Origin of the sequence: Flavobacterium sp. NG2 (assembly GCF_034119845.1) — a bacterium.
In the GTDB taxonomy this organism is placed as follows: Bacteria; Bacteroidota; Bacteroidia; order Flavobacteriales; family Flavobacteriaceae; genus Flavobacterium.
The window spans coordinates 2,752,951-2,769,212 of sequence record NZ_CP139420.1 but is presented as its reverse complement, the minus strand read 5'-3'; the positions used below and the strand labels follow the sequence as shown (position 1 = coordinate 2,769,212).

General features: G+C 33.9%; 15 protein-coding genes. 13 read left to right on the top strand and 2 right to left on the bottom strand.

Features of this window, described 5'->3' with window-relative positions; all coding sequences use genetic code 11:
• The first annotated feature begins 91 nt into the window (after positions 1–91).
• Positions 92–1,399, top strand: coding sequence for an ammonium transporter (locus SLW70_RS11455; protein ID WP_320888527.1), 1,308 nt, complete (start codon positions 92–94; stop codon positions 1,397–1,399).
• Positions 1,400–1,986: 587 nt separating this feature from the next.
• Positions 1,987–2,418, top strand: a complete 432-nt coding sequence (locus SLW70_RS11450) for a thiol-disulfide oxidoreductase DCC family protein (RefSeq protein ID WP_414458224.1) — start codon at positions 1,987–1,989, stop codon at positions 2,416–2,418.
• A gap of 172 nt (positions 2,419–2,590) precedes the next feature.
• On the opposite strand, the gene ytxJ is transcribed toward SLW70_RS11450, so the two are convergent.
• Entirely contained in the window at positions 2,591–2,977 is a 387-nt protein-coding gene (ytxJ, locus tag SLW70_RS11445) for a bacillithiol system redox-active protein YtxJ (RefSeq protein ID WP_320888526.1), read from the bottom strand.
• A gap of 152 nt (positions 2,978–3,129) precedes the next feature.
• Here ytxJ and clpB point away from each other — a divergent pair, with 152 nt between their 5' ends.
• From clpB to SLW70_RS11400, 9 genes are all read left to right on the top strand, one after another.
• Positions 3,130–5,736 carry an ATP-dependent chaperone ClpB gene (gene clpB, locus SLW70_RS11440; RefSeq protein WP_320888524.1) on the top strand — a complete coding sequence of 869 codons (2,607 nt, stop codon included), beginning with the start codon at positions 3,130–3,132 and terminating at the stop codon, positions 5,734–5,736.
• Positions 5,737–6,001: 265 nt separating this feature from the next.
• Positions 6,002–6,799 carry a DUF1853 family protein gene (locus tag SLW70_RS11435; RefSeq protein WP_320888523.1) on the top strand — a complete coding sequence of 266 codons (798 nt, stop codon included), beginning with the start codon at positions 6,002–6,004 and terminating at the stop codon, positions 6,797–6,799.
• Between the two features lie 125 nt (positions 6,800–6,924).
• Positions 6,925–7,524, top strand: a complete 600-nt coding sequence (locus SLW70_RS11430) for a nitroreductase family protein (RefSeq protein WP_320888522.1) — start codon at positions 6,925–6,927, stop codon at positions 7,522–7,524.
• Between the two features lie 300 nt (positions 7,525–7,824).
• Positions 7,825–8,694 (top strand): DUF808 domain-containing protein, encoded by an 870-nt coding sequence (locus SLW70_RS11425; protein ID WP_320888521.1) that lies wholly within the window; start codon positions 7,825–7,827, stop codon positions 8,692–8,694.
• 367 nt (positions 8,695–9,061) lie between these two features.
• Positions 9,062–10,981, top strand: coding sequence for a cation-translocating P-type ATPase (locus SLW70_RS11420; protein WP_320888520.1), 1,920 nt, complete (start codon positions 9,062–9,064; stop codon positions 10,979–10,981).
• A gap of 10 nt (positions 10,982–10,991) precedes the next feature.
• Positions 10,992–11,573, top strand: coding sequence for a YdeI/OmpD-associated family protein (locus SLW70_RS11415; protein ID WP_320888519.1), 582 nt, complete (start codon positions 10,992–10,994; stop codon positions 11,571–11,573).
• A 42-nt stretch (positions 11,574–11,615) separates the two neighbouring features.
• Positions 11,616–12,263 carry an HAD family hydrolase gene (locus tag SLW70_RS11410; RefSeq protein ID WP_320888517.1) on the top strand — a complete coding sequence of 216 codons (648 nt, stop codon included), beginning with the start codon at positions 11,616–11,618 and terminating at the stop codon, positions 12,261–12,263.
• A gap of 148 nt (positions 12,264–12,411) precedes the next feature.
• Positions 12,412–14,052 carry a CotH kinase family protein gene (locus tag SLW70_RS11405; protein WP_320888516.1) on the top strand — a complete coding sequence of 547 codons (1,641 nt, stop codon included), beginning with the start codon at positions 12,412–12,414 and terminating at the stop codon, positions 14,050–14,052.
• A gap of 263 nt (positions 14,053–14,315) precedes the next feature.
• A complete protein-coding gene (locus SLW70_RS11400) occupies positions 14,316–14,606 on the top strand; it encodes a hypothetical protein (RefSeq protein ID WP_320888514.1) in 291 nt (96 codons plus the stop codon).
• A 144-nt stretch (positions 14,607–14,750) separates the two neighbouring features.
• Here SLW70_RS11400 and SLW70_RS11395 read toward each other — a convergent pair whose 3' ends face one another.
• On the bottom strand, positions 14,751–15,299 hold the full coding sequence (locus tag SLW70_RS11395) for a hypothetical protein (protein ID WP_320888513.1): 549 nt from the start codon (positions 15,297–15,299) through the stop codon (positions 14,751–14,753).
• 78 nt (positions 15,300–15,377) lie between these two features.
• On the opposite strand from SLW70_RS11395, the gene SLW70_RS11390 reads away from it, so the two are divergent.
• Both SLW70_RS11390 and SLW70_RS11385 read left to right on the top strand, forming a co-directional pair.
• On the top strand, positions 15,378–15,626 hold the full coding sequence (locus tag SLW70_RS11390; protein WP_320888511.1) for a hypothetical protein: 249 nt from the start codon (positions 15,378–15,380) through the stop codon (positions 15,624–15,626).
• 161 nt (positions 15,627–15,787) lie between these two features.
• A complete protein-coding gene (locus tag SLW70_RS11385) occupies positions 15,788–16,228 on the top strand; it encodes a KTSC domain-containing protein (protein ID WP_320888510.1) in 441 nt (146 codons plus the stop codon).
• Positions 16,229–16,262 lie beyond the last annotated feature (34 nt).

The window sequence follows — 16,262 nt, the reverse complement described above, 5'->3', positions numbered from 1 at the left end:
AAAATCAAAACCCTACTTTCAATCAGGGGGTGATTATTAATTTTATACATTTGCCCAAAAAATAACCAATAATTAAAACAAAAAAATCAATATGAGAAAAGTTGTTCTTGGTATTATCTTAATTGCACTTTCGATACTTACCTTTTTTTCAAATTACTTTTTAAACGGAAACTCTGTTCCAGCTGAACCAGTTGTATTTGACTCGGGAGATACAGCATGGATGATTGTTGCAACTGCCCTAGTACTTCTTATGACTCCTGGATTAGGATTCTTTTACGGAGGTATGGTTGGTAAGAAAAATGTCATCAGTACGATGTTGCAAAGTTATATGGCTATGATTATTGTAACCATTCTTTGGGTTGTAGTTGCTTTCAGTATGTCATTTGGAACTTCAATTGGTGGTTACATCGGTGATCCAACAGAATTTTTCATGTTCCAAGGTGTAGGTGCCACAACCGCTTGGGGAACAATACCATTTCTATTATTTGCATTATTTCAAGCAAAATTTGCCATTATTACTCCTGCCTTAATTACAGGTGCTTTCGCTGAAAGAATTCGTTTTTGGGCCTATATGTTGTTTATGGTATTATTCATATTAGTAATCTACACTCCATTGTGTCATATGACTTGGCATGCAGACGGTTTATTCTTCAAAATGGGAGTATTAGACTTTGCAGGAGGAACAGTAGTACATATGAGCGCAGGATGGGCTGCACTTGCTGGAGCAATGTTCTTAGGAAAAAGAAAAGTTCAAAAAGTAAATCCAGCTCGTATTACCTATGTATTATTAGGAACTGGATTATTATGGTTTGGATGGTTTGGATTCAATGCAGGTTCTGCATTAGGAGCAAATAGTTTAGCAGTTCAAGCACTAGGAACTACAACTGTTGCTGCTGCTGCTGCAGGTATGGCTTGGGTATTTATAGACAAAATATTAGGCCACAAACTTTCTGCTATGGGCGCTTGTATTGGAACTGTTGTTGGTCTTGTTGCCATAACTCCTGCTGCAGGTTTCGTAAGTATTCCACATGCTATTTTTATTGGTATTTTCAGTAGTGTTGTTAGTAACTATATGGTGAGTCTTTTCCATAAAGGAGGAAAAATTGATGACTCTCTTGATGTATTTGCTTGTCATGGTGTAGGTGGTATGACTGGTATGTTATTAACAGGTGTTTTTGCATCAAAATCAATAAATCCAGCAGTTACTGACCAAGGGTTAATCTTTGGAGAAACAACACTTTTCGTTACTCAATTAACGGCTTTAATCATGGTGTCTGCATTTGCCTTTATAGGTTCATACGCATTATTCTTTATCGTAAACAAAATTACTCCTCTAAGAGTAACTGAAGACAAAGAAGAATTAGGATTAGACATCTCTCAACACGGAGAATATTTGTAAATCCAACATAATATATTTTATCAAACACTCTAAGAATTCGTTTTTAGAGTGTTTTTTTTTTAGAGGTATTGGTAAAAAAAAAACATAATGTCTACATACTTTGTGTTGAGTTTTAAAACATATGAGCCATATAAGAACAGATAAGCTTATGGATTGACAAAATTTAAAGAACAAATAAGTTTAAACGTAAAAAATAATCTTTCAATATCTGTGTAAATTTCTTTAATCTGTGGTAATTTGTGTTCTAAAAACATAATGCTATTTACATCCTTAGCGTTGAATTTTAAAACATATTAGCCATATAAGAACAGATAAATTTGGGAGTGAATAAAATTAAAGTACAAATAAGTGATAGCACAAAGGATTTGATAAAAATCTGTGTAAATTATTCTAATCTGTGGTAATCTGTGTTCTAAAACACATACTGTTATTTACATCCTTTGCGTTGAATTTTAAAACATATAAGTCATATAAGAACAATTAAGCTTGGCGGTAAAAAGATTTTAAAGAACAAATAGGTTATTGTCGCAAATTACTTTTCGTATTTGTAAAAATGGACGTAATTTGTAATAAAAAATAAACCCCTAATGACTCTACAACAAATACAAAACCTACAGAAAGACAAAAAAATCATTCTCTTTGATGGGGTATGTAATCTTTGTGATACTTCGGTCCAGTTTATTCTCAAAAACGACAAAAAGGATGTTTTTCGTTTTGTGGCGTTGCAGTCTGAACTAGGAAAAGAAATCATACAATATCTTGGCATCGACACTAATAAAACTGATAGTATCATTCTATACGAACCGGGAAATGCTTATTACTATAAGTCCCAAGCCGCTTTGAATATTGCAAGTTATTTAGGAGGCATGATAGGTTTATTAAGTATTTTCAATATTTTACCTTCTGCCTTAAGCGATATCGCTTATGATTATATTGCTAAAAACAGATACCGCTGGTACGGAAAAAAAGAAAGCTGCATGATCCCTACTCCCGAAACAAAAGCCAAATTCTTAGGATAAAAAATAAGCCACGAATTCACAAATTAAACTGTTTTAATTCGTGAATTCGGGGCTTTAAATTTTTAAAGACACTTATAGTTATGATTTTTTATCCTAAGCAAAGCGTCTTGAACACAAAGAAAAACCTATGACTCGAGCTTGCACTGAGCGTAGACAAAGTTTCTTTAAAAAACTAAAGGCTCTTCAAAACCTCAGCATCAATATCACTATGCGAAGCATGATAAACCGTTTTTCCATTTTGTATCACAATTAATTGTGGTGATTGATGCGTTACTCCAAAACGAGACGCTATCTCATTCGAAATTTCACGGTACTCAATTAAATCTAAGAAATAAGGGGTCACTTTCTCAGCCGAATCAAACTCGTTTTCGAATTGCTTCAAAGCCATACGGCTGATACTACAACGTGTACTGTGCTTGAAAATCGCAATTGGATTTTGTTCTGATAAAGCTTCTAACTCATCTAACTGACCCAAATGCAATAATTCTGTCCAGTTAATTTTGGTTTCATTTTGTTTTGGAGTATCACTACTCCCGAAGATGTTTTTTAAAAAACTCATGTTTTGACGGATTTTATGACTATTTGACACTTAAAACTGATAAAAATCATCTTTTTCACGTCGTTTTGTCTGTAAATTTGATATGGAATGTAATTTGTCCACTAGTTTACAAAGTTAGCTAATTCAAATTAAACATTTAAAAAATATAAAAAATGAACATTAATAAATTTACCATAAAATCGCAGGAAGCTATTCAGCTTTCGCAACAGCTCACCCAACGAGTGGGACAGCAACAAATAGAAAACGAACATCTCTTTAAAGCAATCTTTGAAGTAGATGAAAATGTCGCACCCTTTATTTTGAAAAAACTCAATGTAAATGTTCCAATGTTTTTACAAATTTTGGATAGTACCATTGCTAGTTTTCCTAAAGTTACAGGAGGTGATATTCAATTTTCGAGAGCAGCTGGAACTGCATTGAATGAAGCTGAAAATATAGCGCAAAAAATGAACGATGAATACGTTTCTATCGAACATTTAATTCTTGCTATTTTTGCCTCAAAAAGCAAAGTCGCTCAAATCCTAAAAGACCAAGGTGTAACCGAAAAAGGACTAAAAGCCGCTATTGATGAACTTAGAAAAGGCGAACGTGTTACTTCGGCATCCGCTGAAGAAACCTACAATGCATTAAACAAATATGCCAAAAATCTAAATCAGCTGGCCAAAGCAGGCAAACTCGATCCTGTAATTGGTCGTGATGAAGAAATACGCAGGCTATTACAAATTCTTACCCGTCGTACTAAAAACAACCCTATGCTTGTGGGGGAACCTGGTGTAGGTAAAACTGCCATTGCTGAAGGATTAGCACATCGTATCGTAGATGGAGATGTACCAGAGAACTTAAAAGATAAAATAGTTTTCTCTCTTGATATGGGAGCCTTGATTGCAGGTGCCAAGTACAAAGGTGAATTTGAAGAACGTTTAAAATCTGTTGTAAAAGAAGTAACAGCTGCCGAAGGTGATATCGTGCTTTTTATTGACGAAATACACACACTGGTAGGTGCTGGTGGTGGCGAAGGAGCTATGGATGCGGCTAATATTTTGAAACCAGCCTTAGCTCGTGGAGAATTGCGTGCCATCGGGGCAACGACATTGGACGAATACCAAAAATATTTCGAAAAAGACAAAGCACTCGAAAGACGTTTCCAAAAAGTGTTTATCGAAGAACCTGATACTGAAAGCGCTATTTCAATCCTTCGTGGTATCAAAGAAAAATATGAAACACATCATAAAGTTCAAATCAAGGATAATGCTATTATAGCAGCAGTTGAATTGTCACAACGCTATATCACCAACCGTTTTTTACCCGATAAGGCGATTGACTTAATGGACGAGGCGGCATCAAAAATCCGAATGGAAATCAATTCAAAACCCGAAGAATTGGATGTTTTAGACCGTAAAATCATGCAGCTCGAAATCGAAATCGAAGCCATCAAACGCGAAAAAGACGAAAGCAAAATCAAAATCCTAGGCATGGATTTGGCAAACCTCAAAGAAGAACGCAACCAGATTTTTTCAAAATGGAAAACAGAAAAAGAAGTAGTCGATAATATTCAGACTATAAAAACTCAAATCGAAGACTTTAAACATGAGGCAGAACGTGCCGAACGTGATGGAGATTATGGAAAAGTAGCCGAAATTCGTTATGGAAAAATCAAAGAAGCTCAAGAAAAACTAGAGCAACTACATAAAGAATTAGCCGAAAACCAAGCTGGTGGAAGTTCTTTGATTAAAGAAGAGGTTACCCGTGAAGACATAGCCGAAGTAGTGGCCAAATGGACTGGAATTCCTGTAATGAAAATGCTCCAAGGAGAACGCGAAAAACTATTGCATCTAGAAGAAGAATTACATCACCGTGTTGTAGGCCAAGAAGAAGCCATCGAGGCGATTAGTGATGCGGTTCGTCGTTCTCGTGCGGGCTTACAAGATATGAAAAAGCCTGTGGGTACCTTCTTATTCCTAGGAACCACCGGTGTGGGTAAAACAGAACTTGCTAAAGCTCTCGCTGAATACTTATTTGACGACGAAAATGCCATGACGCGTATCGATATGAGTGAGTACCAAGAACGCCATAGCGTGAGTCGATTAGTCGGTGCGCCTCCAGGATACGTAGGTTATGACGAAGGTGGACAGCTGACCGAGGCCGTGCGAAGAAAACCATATTCTGTAATATTACTAGACGAGATTGAAAAAGCGCATCCTGATACATTCAACATTTTGCTTCAAGTGCTCGATGAAGGAAGGTTAACGGATAACAAAGGTCGTTTGGCCGATTTCAAAAATACAATTATCATCATGACTTCAAACATGGGAAGCCATATCATTCAAGAAAAGTTCGACAACCTCAAAGGCAATATCGAGGCTGTAACCGAAGCGGCAAAAATTGAAGTCCTCGGTTTACTAAAACAGACTGTGCGACCTGAATTTTTGAACCGTATTGATGAAATTGTCATGTTTACGCCTTTATCAACCGAAAATATTTCAGAAATTGTTGGCTTACAATTAAAGAATGTATTCAAAATGTTGGCACAGCAAAACATTACGCTCGACGCCACACCCGAAGCCATTGCTTATCTTTCGGAAAAAGGATACGACCCACAATTTGGTGCTCGACCAGTAAAAAGAGTCATTCAAAAGGATGTATTAAACAAACTCTCCAAAGAGATTTTAAGTGGTAAAATTGCTACAGAGAGCATCATTCTGCTGGATTGCTTTGACGGTCAATTGGTATTTAGAAACCAAAGTGAGTCAAACAATTAAACAACAACGTCAGTTCGAGTGAATTTTTAAAAAATGTGAATAGCTTTTTTATAAAATTTGTATCGAGAACCCCTAAAACACTAGTCGAATGGCTAGTGTTTTTTTTTGGAGCAAAACCACCTATTTCCACAATAGACTTCTCTCCTGCTCTCGCCTTTATCTCGTTCCGCTCCGCTGCACGAGGATATCGGCTCGATCAGGGCTAAAATTAAACCGTTATTTTCATAAATTGTACTATCTTCATCAAACAGTAATTCGCAATCAAATGAACACCAAATCAAGAATAACATCCATTTTAAATACGGAAAGTTTAGACAGTAGCGTTACGGGCTTTCCAACATTTGATTTATCTCATTTACAGATTCCAAAAGAGTTGGATTTTCAACTTCCTACCAACATTCGGTTGGGACATTTAGCTGAAAGAATAGTTTCGCATTTGATTCAATCATCCCTAAATTACAAGATAGTATATGAAAATATTCAAATACTGGAGCACCAACAAACCATAGGCGAAATTGATTTTATCATTGAAGACATAAAGGAAAAACAATTGATTCATTTAGAGTTGGCTTATAAATTCTATTTATTTGATCCTAGCATTTCTACCGAAGCAACTCATAACTGGATTGGCCCTAACAGAAATGATTCTTTAATTGAAAAATTAGGCAAATTAAGGACTAAACAATTTCCTTTGTTATATAACCCTTGTACTGTTTCACAACTTCAAAACATTGGCATTTCACAGGTTTCCCAAGCCTTATGTTTACTGGTTTCTCTATTCGTTCCTTATGATTTTAAACAAAAACTAGATTCGGTCTACCAAAAAGCCATCAAAGGATATTATTTGAATTTAGAAACATTTATAAGGCTTGATAGTCCTGATAAACGATACTACTTACCTTCAAAAACTGCTTGGGGAATTGATCCTTCCGAAAATGAGATTTGGCATGATTTCAATACTATCAAAGAGCAGCTAAGAACTTCTATGCAGGAAAAACAAGCTCCATTATGCTGGCAACAACAGCAAGGAACCTACATAGAGTTTTTTATTGTTTGGTGGTAACTGATTTACTAGTCATTCTGCATAACCCGTTCTCTGAAGTATTTTTTTAAAAATAATTATTGTTCGAAATCGAGTGTGCTGTCTTTCTTTTAACTTTGTATCTACTAAAAATAAAAAAAAGGAACATGAATATTTTAGAACTAATACAAAAAAGATATACTGCCAAATCATACAATACTAATAAAGCTATTTCTGAAGATAAAATTGAGATTTTGAAAGAAGTTTTACGCCTCACTCCTTCTTCTATTAATATTCAACCTTGGAAGTTTACTTTTATACAAAATCCAGAAGTGAAAGCAAAACTAGCTTCTGTTTCCATGCATAATCAAGAGAGAGTGAATCAAGCTCCACTATTAGTTGTTTTTAGCGTAGCCGATGATCTAGATGCATTTCAAAAAGTAGTTGACAACGAATTACCCCAAGCTAGAAGAGATTGGTACAACCAAATCAAAGCCAATACGCCTGAATCAGATTTAAAAACATGGCTTTCAAACCAAGTGTATATCTCCTTAGGAGTAGCGTTGACTGCCAGTGCTACTTTAGGACTAGATTCTACACCTATGGAAGGTATAGAGTCTGAAAAATACAGAGCTATTCTAAACATGACGGCATACAAACCGTTATTTGCATTAGCTGTCGGTTATGCTGCAGAAAATGATTTCAACCGAATTGAACTCACACCAAAATCAAGGAGATTACATGAAAATGTCATTGAAACGATATAAAACAAAAAGTATTAGATTTGTAAATATAAAATCCAACTATTTAAGTCGTTGGGTGTAACTAGTTTTTGTAGATAATTTTTCGTTAGTTCGAGTGTATTTTCAGAAAATGCCAATAGCTTTTGCAAAAAATTTGTATCGAGAACAAGAAAAATAGCAGTAAAAACGGTTCTCAATACACGTCACTTCGAGGGCGAAACGTATCGAGAAGTTTTGTTCCGTTTCTCTCCACTAAAAACACTCAAACTGACGTATTTAATTAATTGCACCCAAGTAGTAAACATTTAAAATAAAAATTCAATTATGGCTTCAGGTTTATTTGCATTATTAGATGATATCGCAGCAATTATGGATGATGTTGCCGTAATGAGTAAAGTAGCAGCCAAAAAAACAGCAGGAATATTAGGCGATGATTTGGCTGTAAATGCCGAAAAAGCTTCTGGCTTTATTTCATCAAGAGAGATTCCCGTATTATGGGCAATTACAAAAGGTTCGATGTTTAATAAAATAATTATTTTACCTATCGCTTTTCTGCTAAGTGCTTTTCTACCCTTAGCTATCATTATTATTTTAGTACTCGGCGGACTTTATCTCGCCTATGAAGGAGCTGAAAAAATTTATGAATATCTGTTTCCTCATCAGCACGTTAACAAAATAGCAATTACACAAAACCTCACTGAAGCTGAAGTACTGAATATTGAAAAAGATAAAATCAAATCGGCAATTGTAACTGATTTTATTTTATCGGTAGAGATTATTATAATAGCACTTGGAACTGTATTAGAAAAACCTATCGCTACACAAATTGCTGTAGTTTCATTAATTGCAATATTGGCAACCGTAGGTGTTTATGGTATTGTAGCTTTAATTGTCCGAATGGATGAAATGGGTTTAAAACTGATCGCCATGAGTGACAAAAAGAATAGTTTGTCAAAAACCATCGGTAATATACTGATACAAGCCCTACCTAAAGTAATCAAAAGTTTGAGTGTTATAGGTACTATAGCTTTGCTATTAGTCGCTGGAGGAATCTTTGTACATAACCTTCCTTTTTTACATCATTTTGCTACACAATTTCCAGCTATTCTTGTTGAATTTTGTATTGGATTGGTCATTGGTCTGATTGCTTTAGGATTAGTGAATTTGGTAAAAAAACTATTTAAAAAACACTAAAACCACTTGTTAACACTCTGTATAGTATACAAAACATCAATTCTAATTTTTTTTGTATTTTCTATCTGTAACCTCGGGACGGTCTGAATCAAATGAGTAATCGAGAACCTTCATATGCATCCCACAAAGCCTTAAAATATTTTCCATAAAATATAAAACTGGCCACAGGTTTACACAAGCCTGCCTCTCTCCTTTTACTAATACTCCATTTGCAAACACCACAGAATTATCGTATTTTGTTTAGATCAAAATAATAGTTTTTGAAAACGCCTAATTACCTAAAATCACACTATTGATAAATACGACCGGTTAACTCCTTAGTAGGCATCAACAAAAGCATTAATAGTAGTCGAAAATATTTAAAAATATGAAATTACCAATCAACGATAAAAAATTCACCCTACTTCTTTCCGCGGTTACCATTGTAGTTGCTTTAGAAATTTTATCACTCATTGGTATCCATATCCCAATGCCATATGCCCCTTTTGTTTTTGCAGCTTTTATTCTTGGCATTGGCTATACCGTTTTATTGAAAGGATTACAGGCAATCTTCAAGCTCAAATTCAGCAGTATTAATTTACTAATGACCATTGCTGTTATTGGAGCATTCTATTTAGGTGAATACCCCGAAGCTGCGGTAGTCATCGTACTTTATGTACTAGGTGAACGCTTAGAAGATATTGGTATTGAAAACTCAAAATCTGCCTTAGATGAATTAGTAAGCAAAGCACCGAAAACCGCATTTGTAAAAACAGAAAATAAAACTATTCCCATCGATAAAATTGCAGTTGGCGCAATCATACAGGTCAAACCTGGTGAAATGATTCCGCTTGACGGCGAAATCATCTCAGGAGAAACGACTGTGGATGAATCAGCAATTACAGGCGAACCTATCCCAAAAGACAAACACAAAGGTGACAACTTATTTGCAGGAACACTAAATAAAGAAGGCTACATAGAAATTAAAACGACAAAACTTTCTGTTGATACCACTTTCTCAAAAATTATTCGCTTAACTTTTGAAGCCTCAGCCAACAAATCCGAAACCCAAAAATTCATTGAAAAATTTTCAAAATTTTACACGCCCACGATTATTGCGATGGCAGTTTTAGTTTTTGTAATTCCCGTCTTTGTATTGCATTTAGAGGCCGAAATTTGGTTATTGCAAGCCATTACACTTTTAGTAATCGCATGTCCCTGTGCCTTAGTCATATCGACGCCCGTCGCCATATATGCAGCTATCGGAAACGCCACGGCAAAGGGAGTATTAGTAAAAGGCGGGAAATACATTGAGGCAATGGCTTCAATAAAAGCAATTGCATTAGACAAGACACGAACCATCACTTACGGAACACCCATCGTATCTGACGTATTTACACTCCATGGAACTAACCGGGAAGAACTATTGGCTTGTACAGCAGGAGCCGAAATATTTTCTGAACATCCTTTAGCCCAAGCCATAGTCGATGCTAGTATAAAAGAAGGCTTTCAACCCCATAAAGCCGAAGCCTTTAAAAGTATACTAGGCAAAGGTGCAACAGCAAAATGCTTAGTCTGTGAAGATGAAACAATTTATGTAGGCAAATTAGATTTTATAAAAGAACATCAAACTGTTGATGAAGAAGCAGAGCAAATTGTAGCACAATTATCTGCTGAAGGAAAAACAAGCGTAGTAGTAAGTTTTGGAAATGGTGTAGCTGGAATTATAGGGTTAATGGACGAAATAAAACCCGACAGCCAAATCGCACTTGAAGAATTAGAAGCTTTAAATATTGAACCTGTAATGCTCACTGGCGACCATGAAAACGCAGCAAAATATGTCGCCAAAAAAGTAGGAATCAAAAAAATATTTGGTGGTTTATTACCAGAAAACAAAGCCGACAAAATCAAAGAACTTTTACATCAGTATAAATATGTAGCCATGGTAGGCGATGGTATAAACGATGCCCCTGCACTTGCACAAAGTACCGTAGGCATAGCCATGGGAGCTGCAGGAAGTGACACCGCCATTGAAACCGCAAACATAGCTTTGATGAACGACAATCTCTCACTAATTCCGTTTTTCATTCGCTTAAGTAAAAAAACATTACGTAGAATAAAATACAACACTATTGGAGCAATCGTAGTAAAATTGCTATTCATCACACTTGCTTTTATGGGCTATAGCAATCTAGTTTTTGCCATCGCCGCTGATGTTGGTGTAACACTAATTGTAATTTTGACCAGTTTGCACTTAATGAAGTTTGAAAATAATTATGTTACTTTAAATCCCAAAACCAATATTTAACAGCAATACTATGAATTCTAAACTTGTGGATCGTTTTTTGGCCAGAGCCAAAAAATGGAATGAAGAAATGAGCCTACTAAGGAAAATCTGTCTTGATTGCGGATTGACCGAAACATACAAATGGATGCATCCCTGCTATACTTTCCAAGAAAAAAATGTAGTCTTAATTCACAACTTCAAAGAATATTGTGCTTTACTGTTCCATAAAGGTGTTTTATTAAAAGATACTAATGACATTCTAGTACAACAAACAGAAAATGTGCAAGCAGCACGCCAAATTCGGTTTACAAACTCACAACAAATCATCGATTTAGAATCCGTTATCAAAACCTATATTTACCAAGCCATTGAAATTGAAAAAGCAGGTTTAGAAGTCAAATTAAAACCCACTTCAGCATTTGAGATGCCAGACGAGTTCAAAAAAGCGTTGGAGACTAATTCAGATTTAAAAAAAGCTTTTGAATCCTTAACACCAGGTCGACAAAGAGGCTATTTACTATTCTTTTCACAAGCCAAACAATCCAAAACTCGTGAATCAAGAATAGAAAAATGCATTCCCACTATTTTGAACGGAAAAGGTTTAAAAGATTGAATCACTCCGGCAAACTCCCTATCTTTGGGCTTAAAACAAAATATGAAATTTAAAGGCGTAATTTTTGATTTAGACGGCACACTAGTAAACTCATTAGAAGACATTTCAGACGCTATGAATACCGTTCTTCAAGAACTTCAATACCCAACTCATACCTATGATACGTATCAATATTTTATAGGAAGTGGTCTTCGCAATTTGGTTAGTAAAGCACTACCTATAACAAACAATAGCGAAACAGACATTCAAGACTGTTATGATAGAATGATTACAGTATACCGTCAAAACTGTACCCATAAAACAAATGCTTATGACGGAATTTTTGAATTGTTAGCTGAATTAAAATCACGCAACATCCCAATTAGCGTTTTCTCTAACAAAGCGGACGACCTAACCAAAGAAGTCTCAAATACCATTTTTCCCAACTATTTCGACCCTATTTTAGGCTTAACAACAGAAGCTCAAAAAAAACCAAACCCTTCAAAAGCCATTGAAATAAGTGAAAATTGGAACATCAAACCTGAAGAAACCTTATTTGTAGGTGATTCTGACATTGATATGCTCACAGCTACCAATGCCAATATGTATGCCGTTGGAGTGATTTGGGGCTATAGAACCAAAGAGGAATTACTTGCTGATGGTGCTCAACAAATTCTTAATTATCCTATGGAGTTAATTGCTTTATTTTGACAATAATTTTATCAAAAAAGTTATAAAAAAGTATTATATTTAACTTATCTAATATTCATATATTTCATACATTTTTTTTTATAAATCAATCTTTAATAATAGGTAAGTGAAAAAGACATTCGTTATATTATTATTATTATTAAACTCAATGTTTTGTATTTCACAAAAGTTGACGATACTAGTACCTGAAAATCATTTTAGAATAGACGAAACGAATTTATTAATTCTTTCACATCTTAAAGATGTTGAATCTTACAATGACTTATCTAATTATGAAGAAATCACCTTAAGCTTGAATCAAGTTGAATATCATTTCAATACAAAACCAAATTATTTAGGTTTTAAAGATTCATATCAAGTCAGTAACTCTTCAATTCAATTTGTTTTATACTTCACACAATTACCTATTATTTCGATAGATACCCAAAATAATATTATTGATGAGCCAAAGGTACATGCAAACTTTATTTATGCTGATAGTGAACAAGTATTAACATCGGATATTGGAATAGAAATAAGAGGAGCTTCATCACAAGGATATCCCAAAAAAACATACGATCTAGAATTTTGGGAAGACAATACTGGTCAAGAAACAAAAAATGTCAAATTTGGAAATCTAAGATCTGATGATGACTGGATATTAGACGCTCTATACAATGAACCATTACGATTAAGAAGCTATATAGCCAATAAAATATGGCTAGATATGCACACACCTCATTATATCAATAGCGAATCTAATGCAAAAGCAGGAGCTGATGTTAATTATGTTGAAATGTTTTTAAATGGAATCTACAATGGTATTTATAACATATCGGAACAAATAGATCAAAAACAATTAAAACTAAAAAGTTATAATGGAACTATTAGAGGTGAACTCTACAAAGGTATTTCTTGGGGAGCTTCAACATTCGAAAGTCTTCCTAGCTATAATAACAGTAGTAGAATTTGGGGTGGATATGAAATGAAATCACCCAATGATGATGAAACTACAGATTGGGAAAATTTATACCAATTTACAAACTTTGTATTAAATTCATCGAACTCCGATTTTAATGATAATATTTGGAATAAATTTAATTATGATAATTATACGGATTATTTTATTTTTTTAAATTTGCTCAGAGCAGCAGATAATACGGGTAAAAACATTTATCTAGCTAAATATACAACAAACGGTTCTTACTTTTATATCCCTTGGGATCTAGACGGATGTTTTGGAACCATATACAACGGAACCAATCAAAACATTACAAATGACATATTGACAAATGGATTGTTCGATAGAGTCATAAAACTAAACCCTAACAATTATTCAAATACGATTTCTAGTAAATGGTTTGAATATAGAAATACTATTTTAAAAGAAAATAACCTAATTAGTAAAATTGAAAACCAATACCAGTATCTTTTAGATAATAAAATTTACGAGAGAGAAAAATTAATATACTCAAACTATTCTTTCGGGCAACAAGATGTAACTTATATGATTGATTGGTTATATAATCGACTATCGTTTTTAGATACCTATTTTGGAGGTTTGTTATCTACTAAAGATATTGAAACACATAAAACAAATAACTTTGTATACCCAAATCCTACAAATGATAGAATATATTTAAGTACAACAAACCAAACAACAGAAAACGCATACAAAATATACAACACATCTGGTGAATTAATTGACAGTGGAATTGCAACATCCAATTACATTTCAATTGAAAAATTGATTATTGGAAATTATTTTTTAATAATAAACAACCAAACACATAAATTCATAGTTGAATAACTTTTTACTTTCCTTGGATAATTAAGCTTGTATTTTTTAATTTAAAAGAATACCCTTTTTAATAAAAAAATTACTGCCAACTAAACCATTATTTATTCCCAAAAAACACTCAAAAAGCGATTTAAAATGAAAATCGTATCTTTATAGGAAGCGCTAGACAAAAATCTAGCTTCAAAAAAGACTTTTATACTTTTAAAACAACTTAATTATCAGTGTTTTAAAATCAAAAAGTTTAACTGAGTACTAACTTAAAAGTAATTCCTATGAAAAAATTAAATTTAGAAGTAATCGAAAGCAATTATAATAAAATTGAAGATATTAGTAATTCTTGCGCTAGTTTGATGCAAAAAATAGGACAGCTACAAGTGGATTTATTCAACAATCCTGATGCTAAACTTGAGAAATTCCTAGGAACTATCAACTCAGCCTTGCACGATGTTCACGAGCAATTAGTTGAAGTAACTCACACTTACAATGAAGAGAAACTTATTCCTGCCAAAGGACAAGAAGCCTTTAATTCCGCTGAGGAAGAATTAAGCGAAGAAACAAATTAATAGATAACTTAACAACTACACCAGTCACTTGATTGGTGTTTTTTTTTTTGGAGCAGATGAATCCATTTTCACAATCAACCTCCCTCCTGCTCTCGCCTTTATCTCTACGTTACGAGGGCTCCATCAGGGCTCAACAACAACATTCTAAGGTAATAATTCCGCCTTGATCTCCTCTAGTGTTTTATTGGTATAAACTAATTCCTCAATAATCTGCTTTCTCAATACATCTAAATCTTCGTAATCAAAATATTTAGCCCAAGAGGACAATTGTTGTAAATTCCTGATTTGTTTTATTTTTTTGGTGGTTTCAAAACTGGTTCGTAGAATAGCTTTACCATCATAATCCGGATTGTTTTTATGTTCATAATTAACCGTATTCGATAGGTAATCTACTTTTAAGTAATAAATTTTATCTTCGGCATTATCTGGATAAAATTCCTCCCACAAGGCAAATCCTAATTTTTTCTTTGAGTCCGTAGCAGGTACCATCGGAATTAAACGCCATTTACTATTAGCCAATCTCCCCCAGTGATTGGAATAGCGATACATACCTTCTTTTGTATAATAATAGGAACTACCCGCTTTACTTTGAAATTGTGCTTGCCATCCTTTAATAAGATTCACATCCACTTCCTTAAAGGCACAAAAAGTATTCTTGAATGAATTAGGACTAGGTCTAAATATTTTTTCCATAAGCAAATATAACAAGAATACCCAAAATCAAAAATACCACCTTATAATTGATTAACTTTGCACTTTAATATATATAAGATGACAAAAGCTTCAGACAGCAGAATATTACAAAAAGGCCTTTATACCGGAATTATTGAAAAAGACGAAAACAACAACTTTTTTTGTGGTGCCTATCTTTTAGATTACAAAATGGTTGTAGCAAAACACGCTCTAGGTGACTTAGTAACCATAAAATCAGTAATCGAAAACCCAAGCGATATTAGCCATAACAAATATCCAAAAAAGTCAAAAAACTTTGACAAAGCCAACTTAAAGCCTGAGCAATAATCAAAATAGACAACAGTTCTAAAGGTATTATTACTCTTTTTTTAATATTTTTTATAAGTGAACCAAAAACTTAAAAAAAAGTGTACCTTTGCAAAAAAATTGTTGATTTTGAAATCAAACAGTAATGATTTCATCATAAAAGACAAGTAGTTACCTTATTTATGAAAAAAATAGTTGAATACCGCAAACTGCTAAATGTAGATAAAACAGCAACGCTAAAAGACCTTAAAACAATTTATCGCAACGCGATGAAAGAATCACATCCTGATAAATTTTCAGGTGATGAGGAAGGCTTAAAAGCTGCAGAAGAAAATAGTAAAAGCATTATTGAAGCCTACCACTTTTTGGTAAGCATCAATCCTGAGACAATTAAAGCTAATTTACCAGAATACAACGAGACTATTACAACAACTACAATCACAGATTATAAATTTGTTGAAGGTAGATTAATTGTAAATTTCTCTAATGGTAGTGTTTATGAGTACATCAGTGTACCAAAAGCAACCTATATTAAAATGGTGAATGCTGATTCTCCAGGTCGTTTTGCAAAAAGACACATTTTCAATGCGTTCCCATACAGAAAAACAATCAATCAAGATTAATTCGTTTTTTTGAACAAAATAAAGAGAGGTTGTC

Excerpts from the sequence above, each read along its gene's own strand:
- SLW70_RS11455 (WP_320888527.1), top strand. The coding sequence starts at position 92 with ATGAGAAAAGTTGTTCTTGGTATTATCTTAATTGCACTTTCGATACTT.
- SLW70_RS11450 (WP_414458224.1), top strand. The coding sequence starts at position 1,987 with ATGACTCTACAACAAATACAAAACCTACAGAAAGACAAAAAAATCATT.
- ytxJ (WP_320888526.1), bottom strand. The coding sequence starts at position 2,977 with ATGAGTTTTTTAAAAAACATCTTCGGGAGTAGTGATACTCCAAAACAA.
- clpB (WP_320888524.1), top strand. The coding sequence starts at position 3,130 with ATGAACATTAATAAATTTACCATAAAATCGCAGGAAGCTATTCAGCTT.
- SLW70_RS11435 (WP_320888523.1), top strand. The coding sequence starts at position 6,002 with ATGAACACCAAATCAAGAATAACATCCATTTTAAATACGGAAAGTTTA.
- SLW70_RS11430 (WP_320888522.1), top strand. The coding sequence starts at position 6,925 with ATGAATATTTTAGAACTAATACAAAAAAGATATACTGCCAAATCATAC.
- SLW70_RS11425 (WP_320888521.1), top strand. The coding sequence starts at position 7,825 with ATGGCTTCAGGTTTATTTGCATTATTAGATGATATCGCAGCAATTATG.
- SLW70_RS11420 (WP_320888520.1), top strand. The coding sequence starts at position 9,062 with ATGAAATTACCAATCAACGATAAAAAATTCACCCTACTTCTTTCCGCG.
- SLW70_RS11415 (WP_320888519.1), top strand. The coding sequence starts at position 10,992 with ATGAATTCTAAACTTGTGGATCGTTTTTTGGCCAGAGCCAAAAAATGG.
- SLW70_RS11410 (WP_320888517.1), top strand. The coding sequence starts at position 11,616 with ATGAAATTTAAAGGCGTAATTTTTGATTTAGACGGCACACTAGTAAAC.
- SLW70_RS11405 (WP_320888516.1), top strand. The coding sequence starts at position 12,412 with ATGTTTTGTATTTCACAAAAGTTGACGATACTAGTACCTGAAAATCAT.
- SLW70_RS11400 (WP_320888514.1), top strand. The coding sequence starts at position 14,316 with ATGAAAAAATTAAATTTAGAAGTAATCGAAAGCAATTATAATAAAATT.
- SLW70_RS11395 (WP_320888513.1), bottom strand. The coding sequence starts at position 15,299 with ATGGAAAAAATATTTAGACCTAGTCCTAATTCATTCAAGAATACTTTT.
- SLW70_RS11390 (WP_320888511.1), top strand. The coding sequence starts at position 15,378 with ATGACAAAAGCTTCAGACAGCAGAATATTACAAAAAGGCCTTTATACC.
- SLW70_RS11385 (WP_320888510.1), top strand. The coding sequence starts at position 15,788 with ATGAAAAAAATAGTTGAATACCGCAAACTGCTAAATGTAGATAAAACA.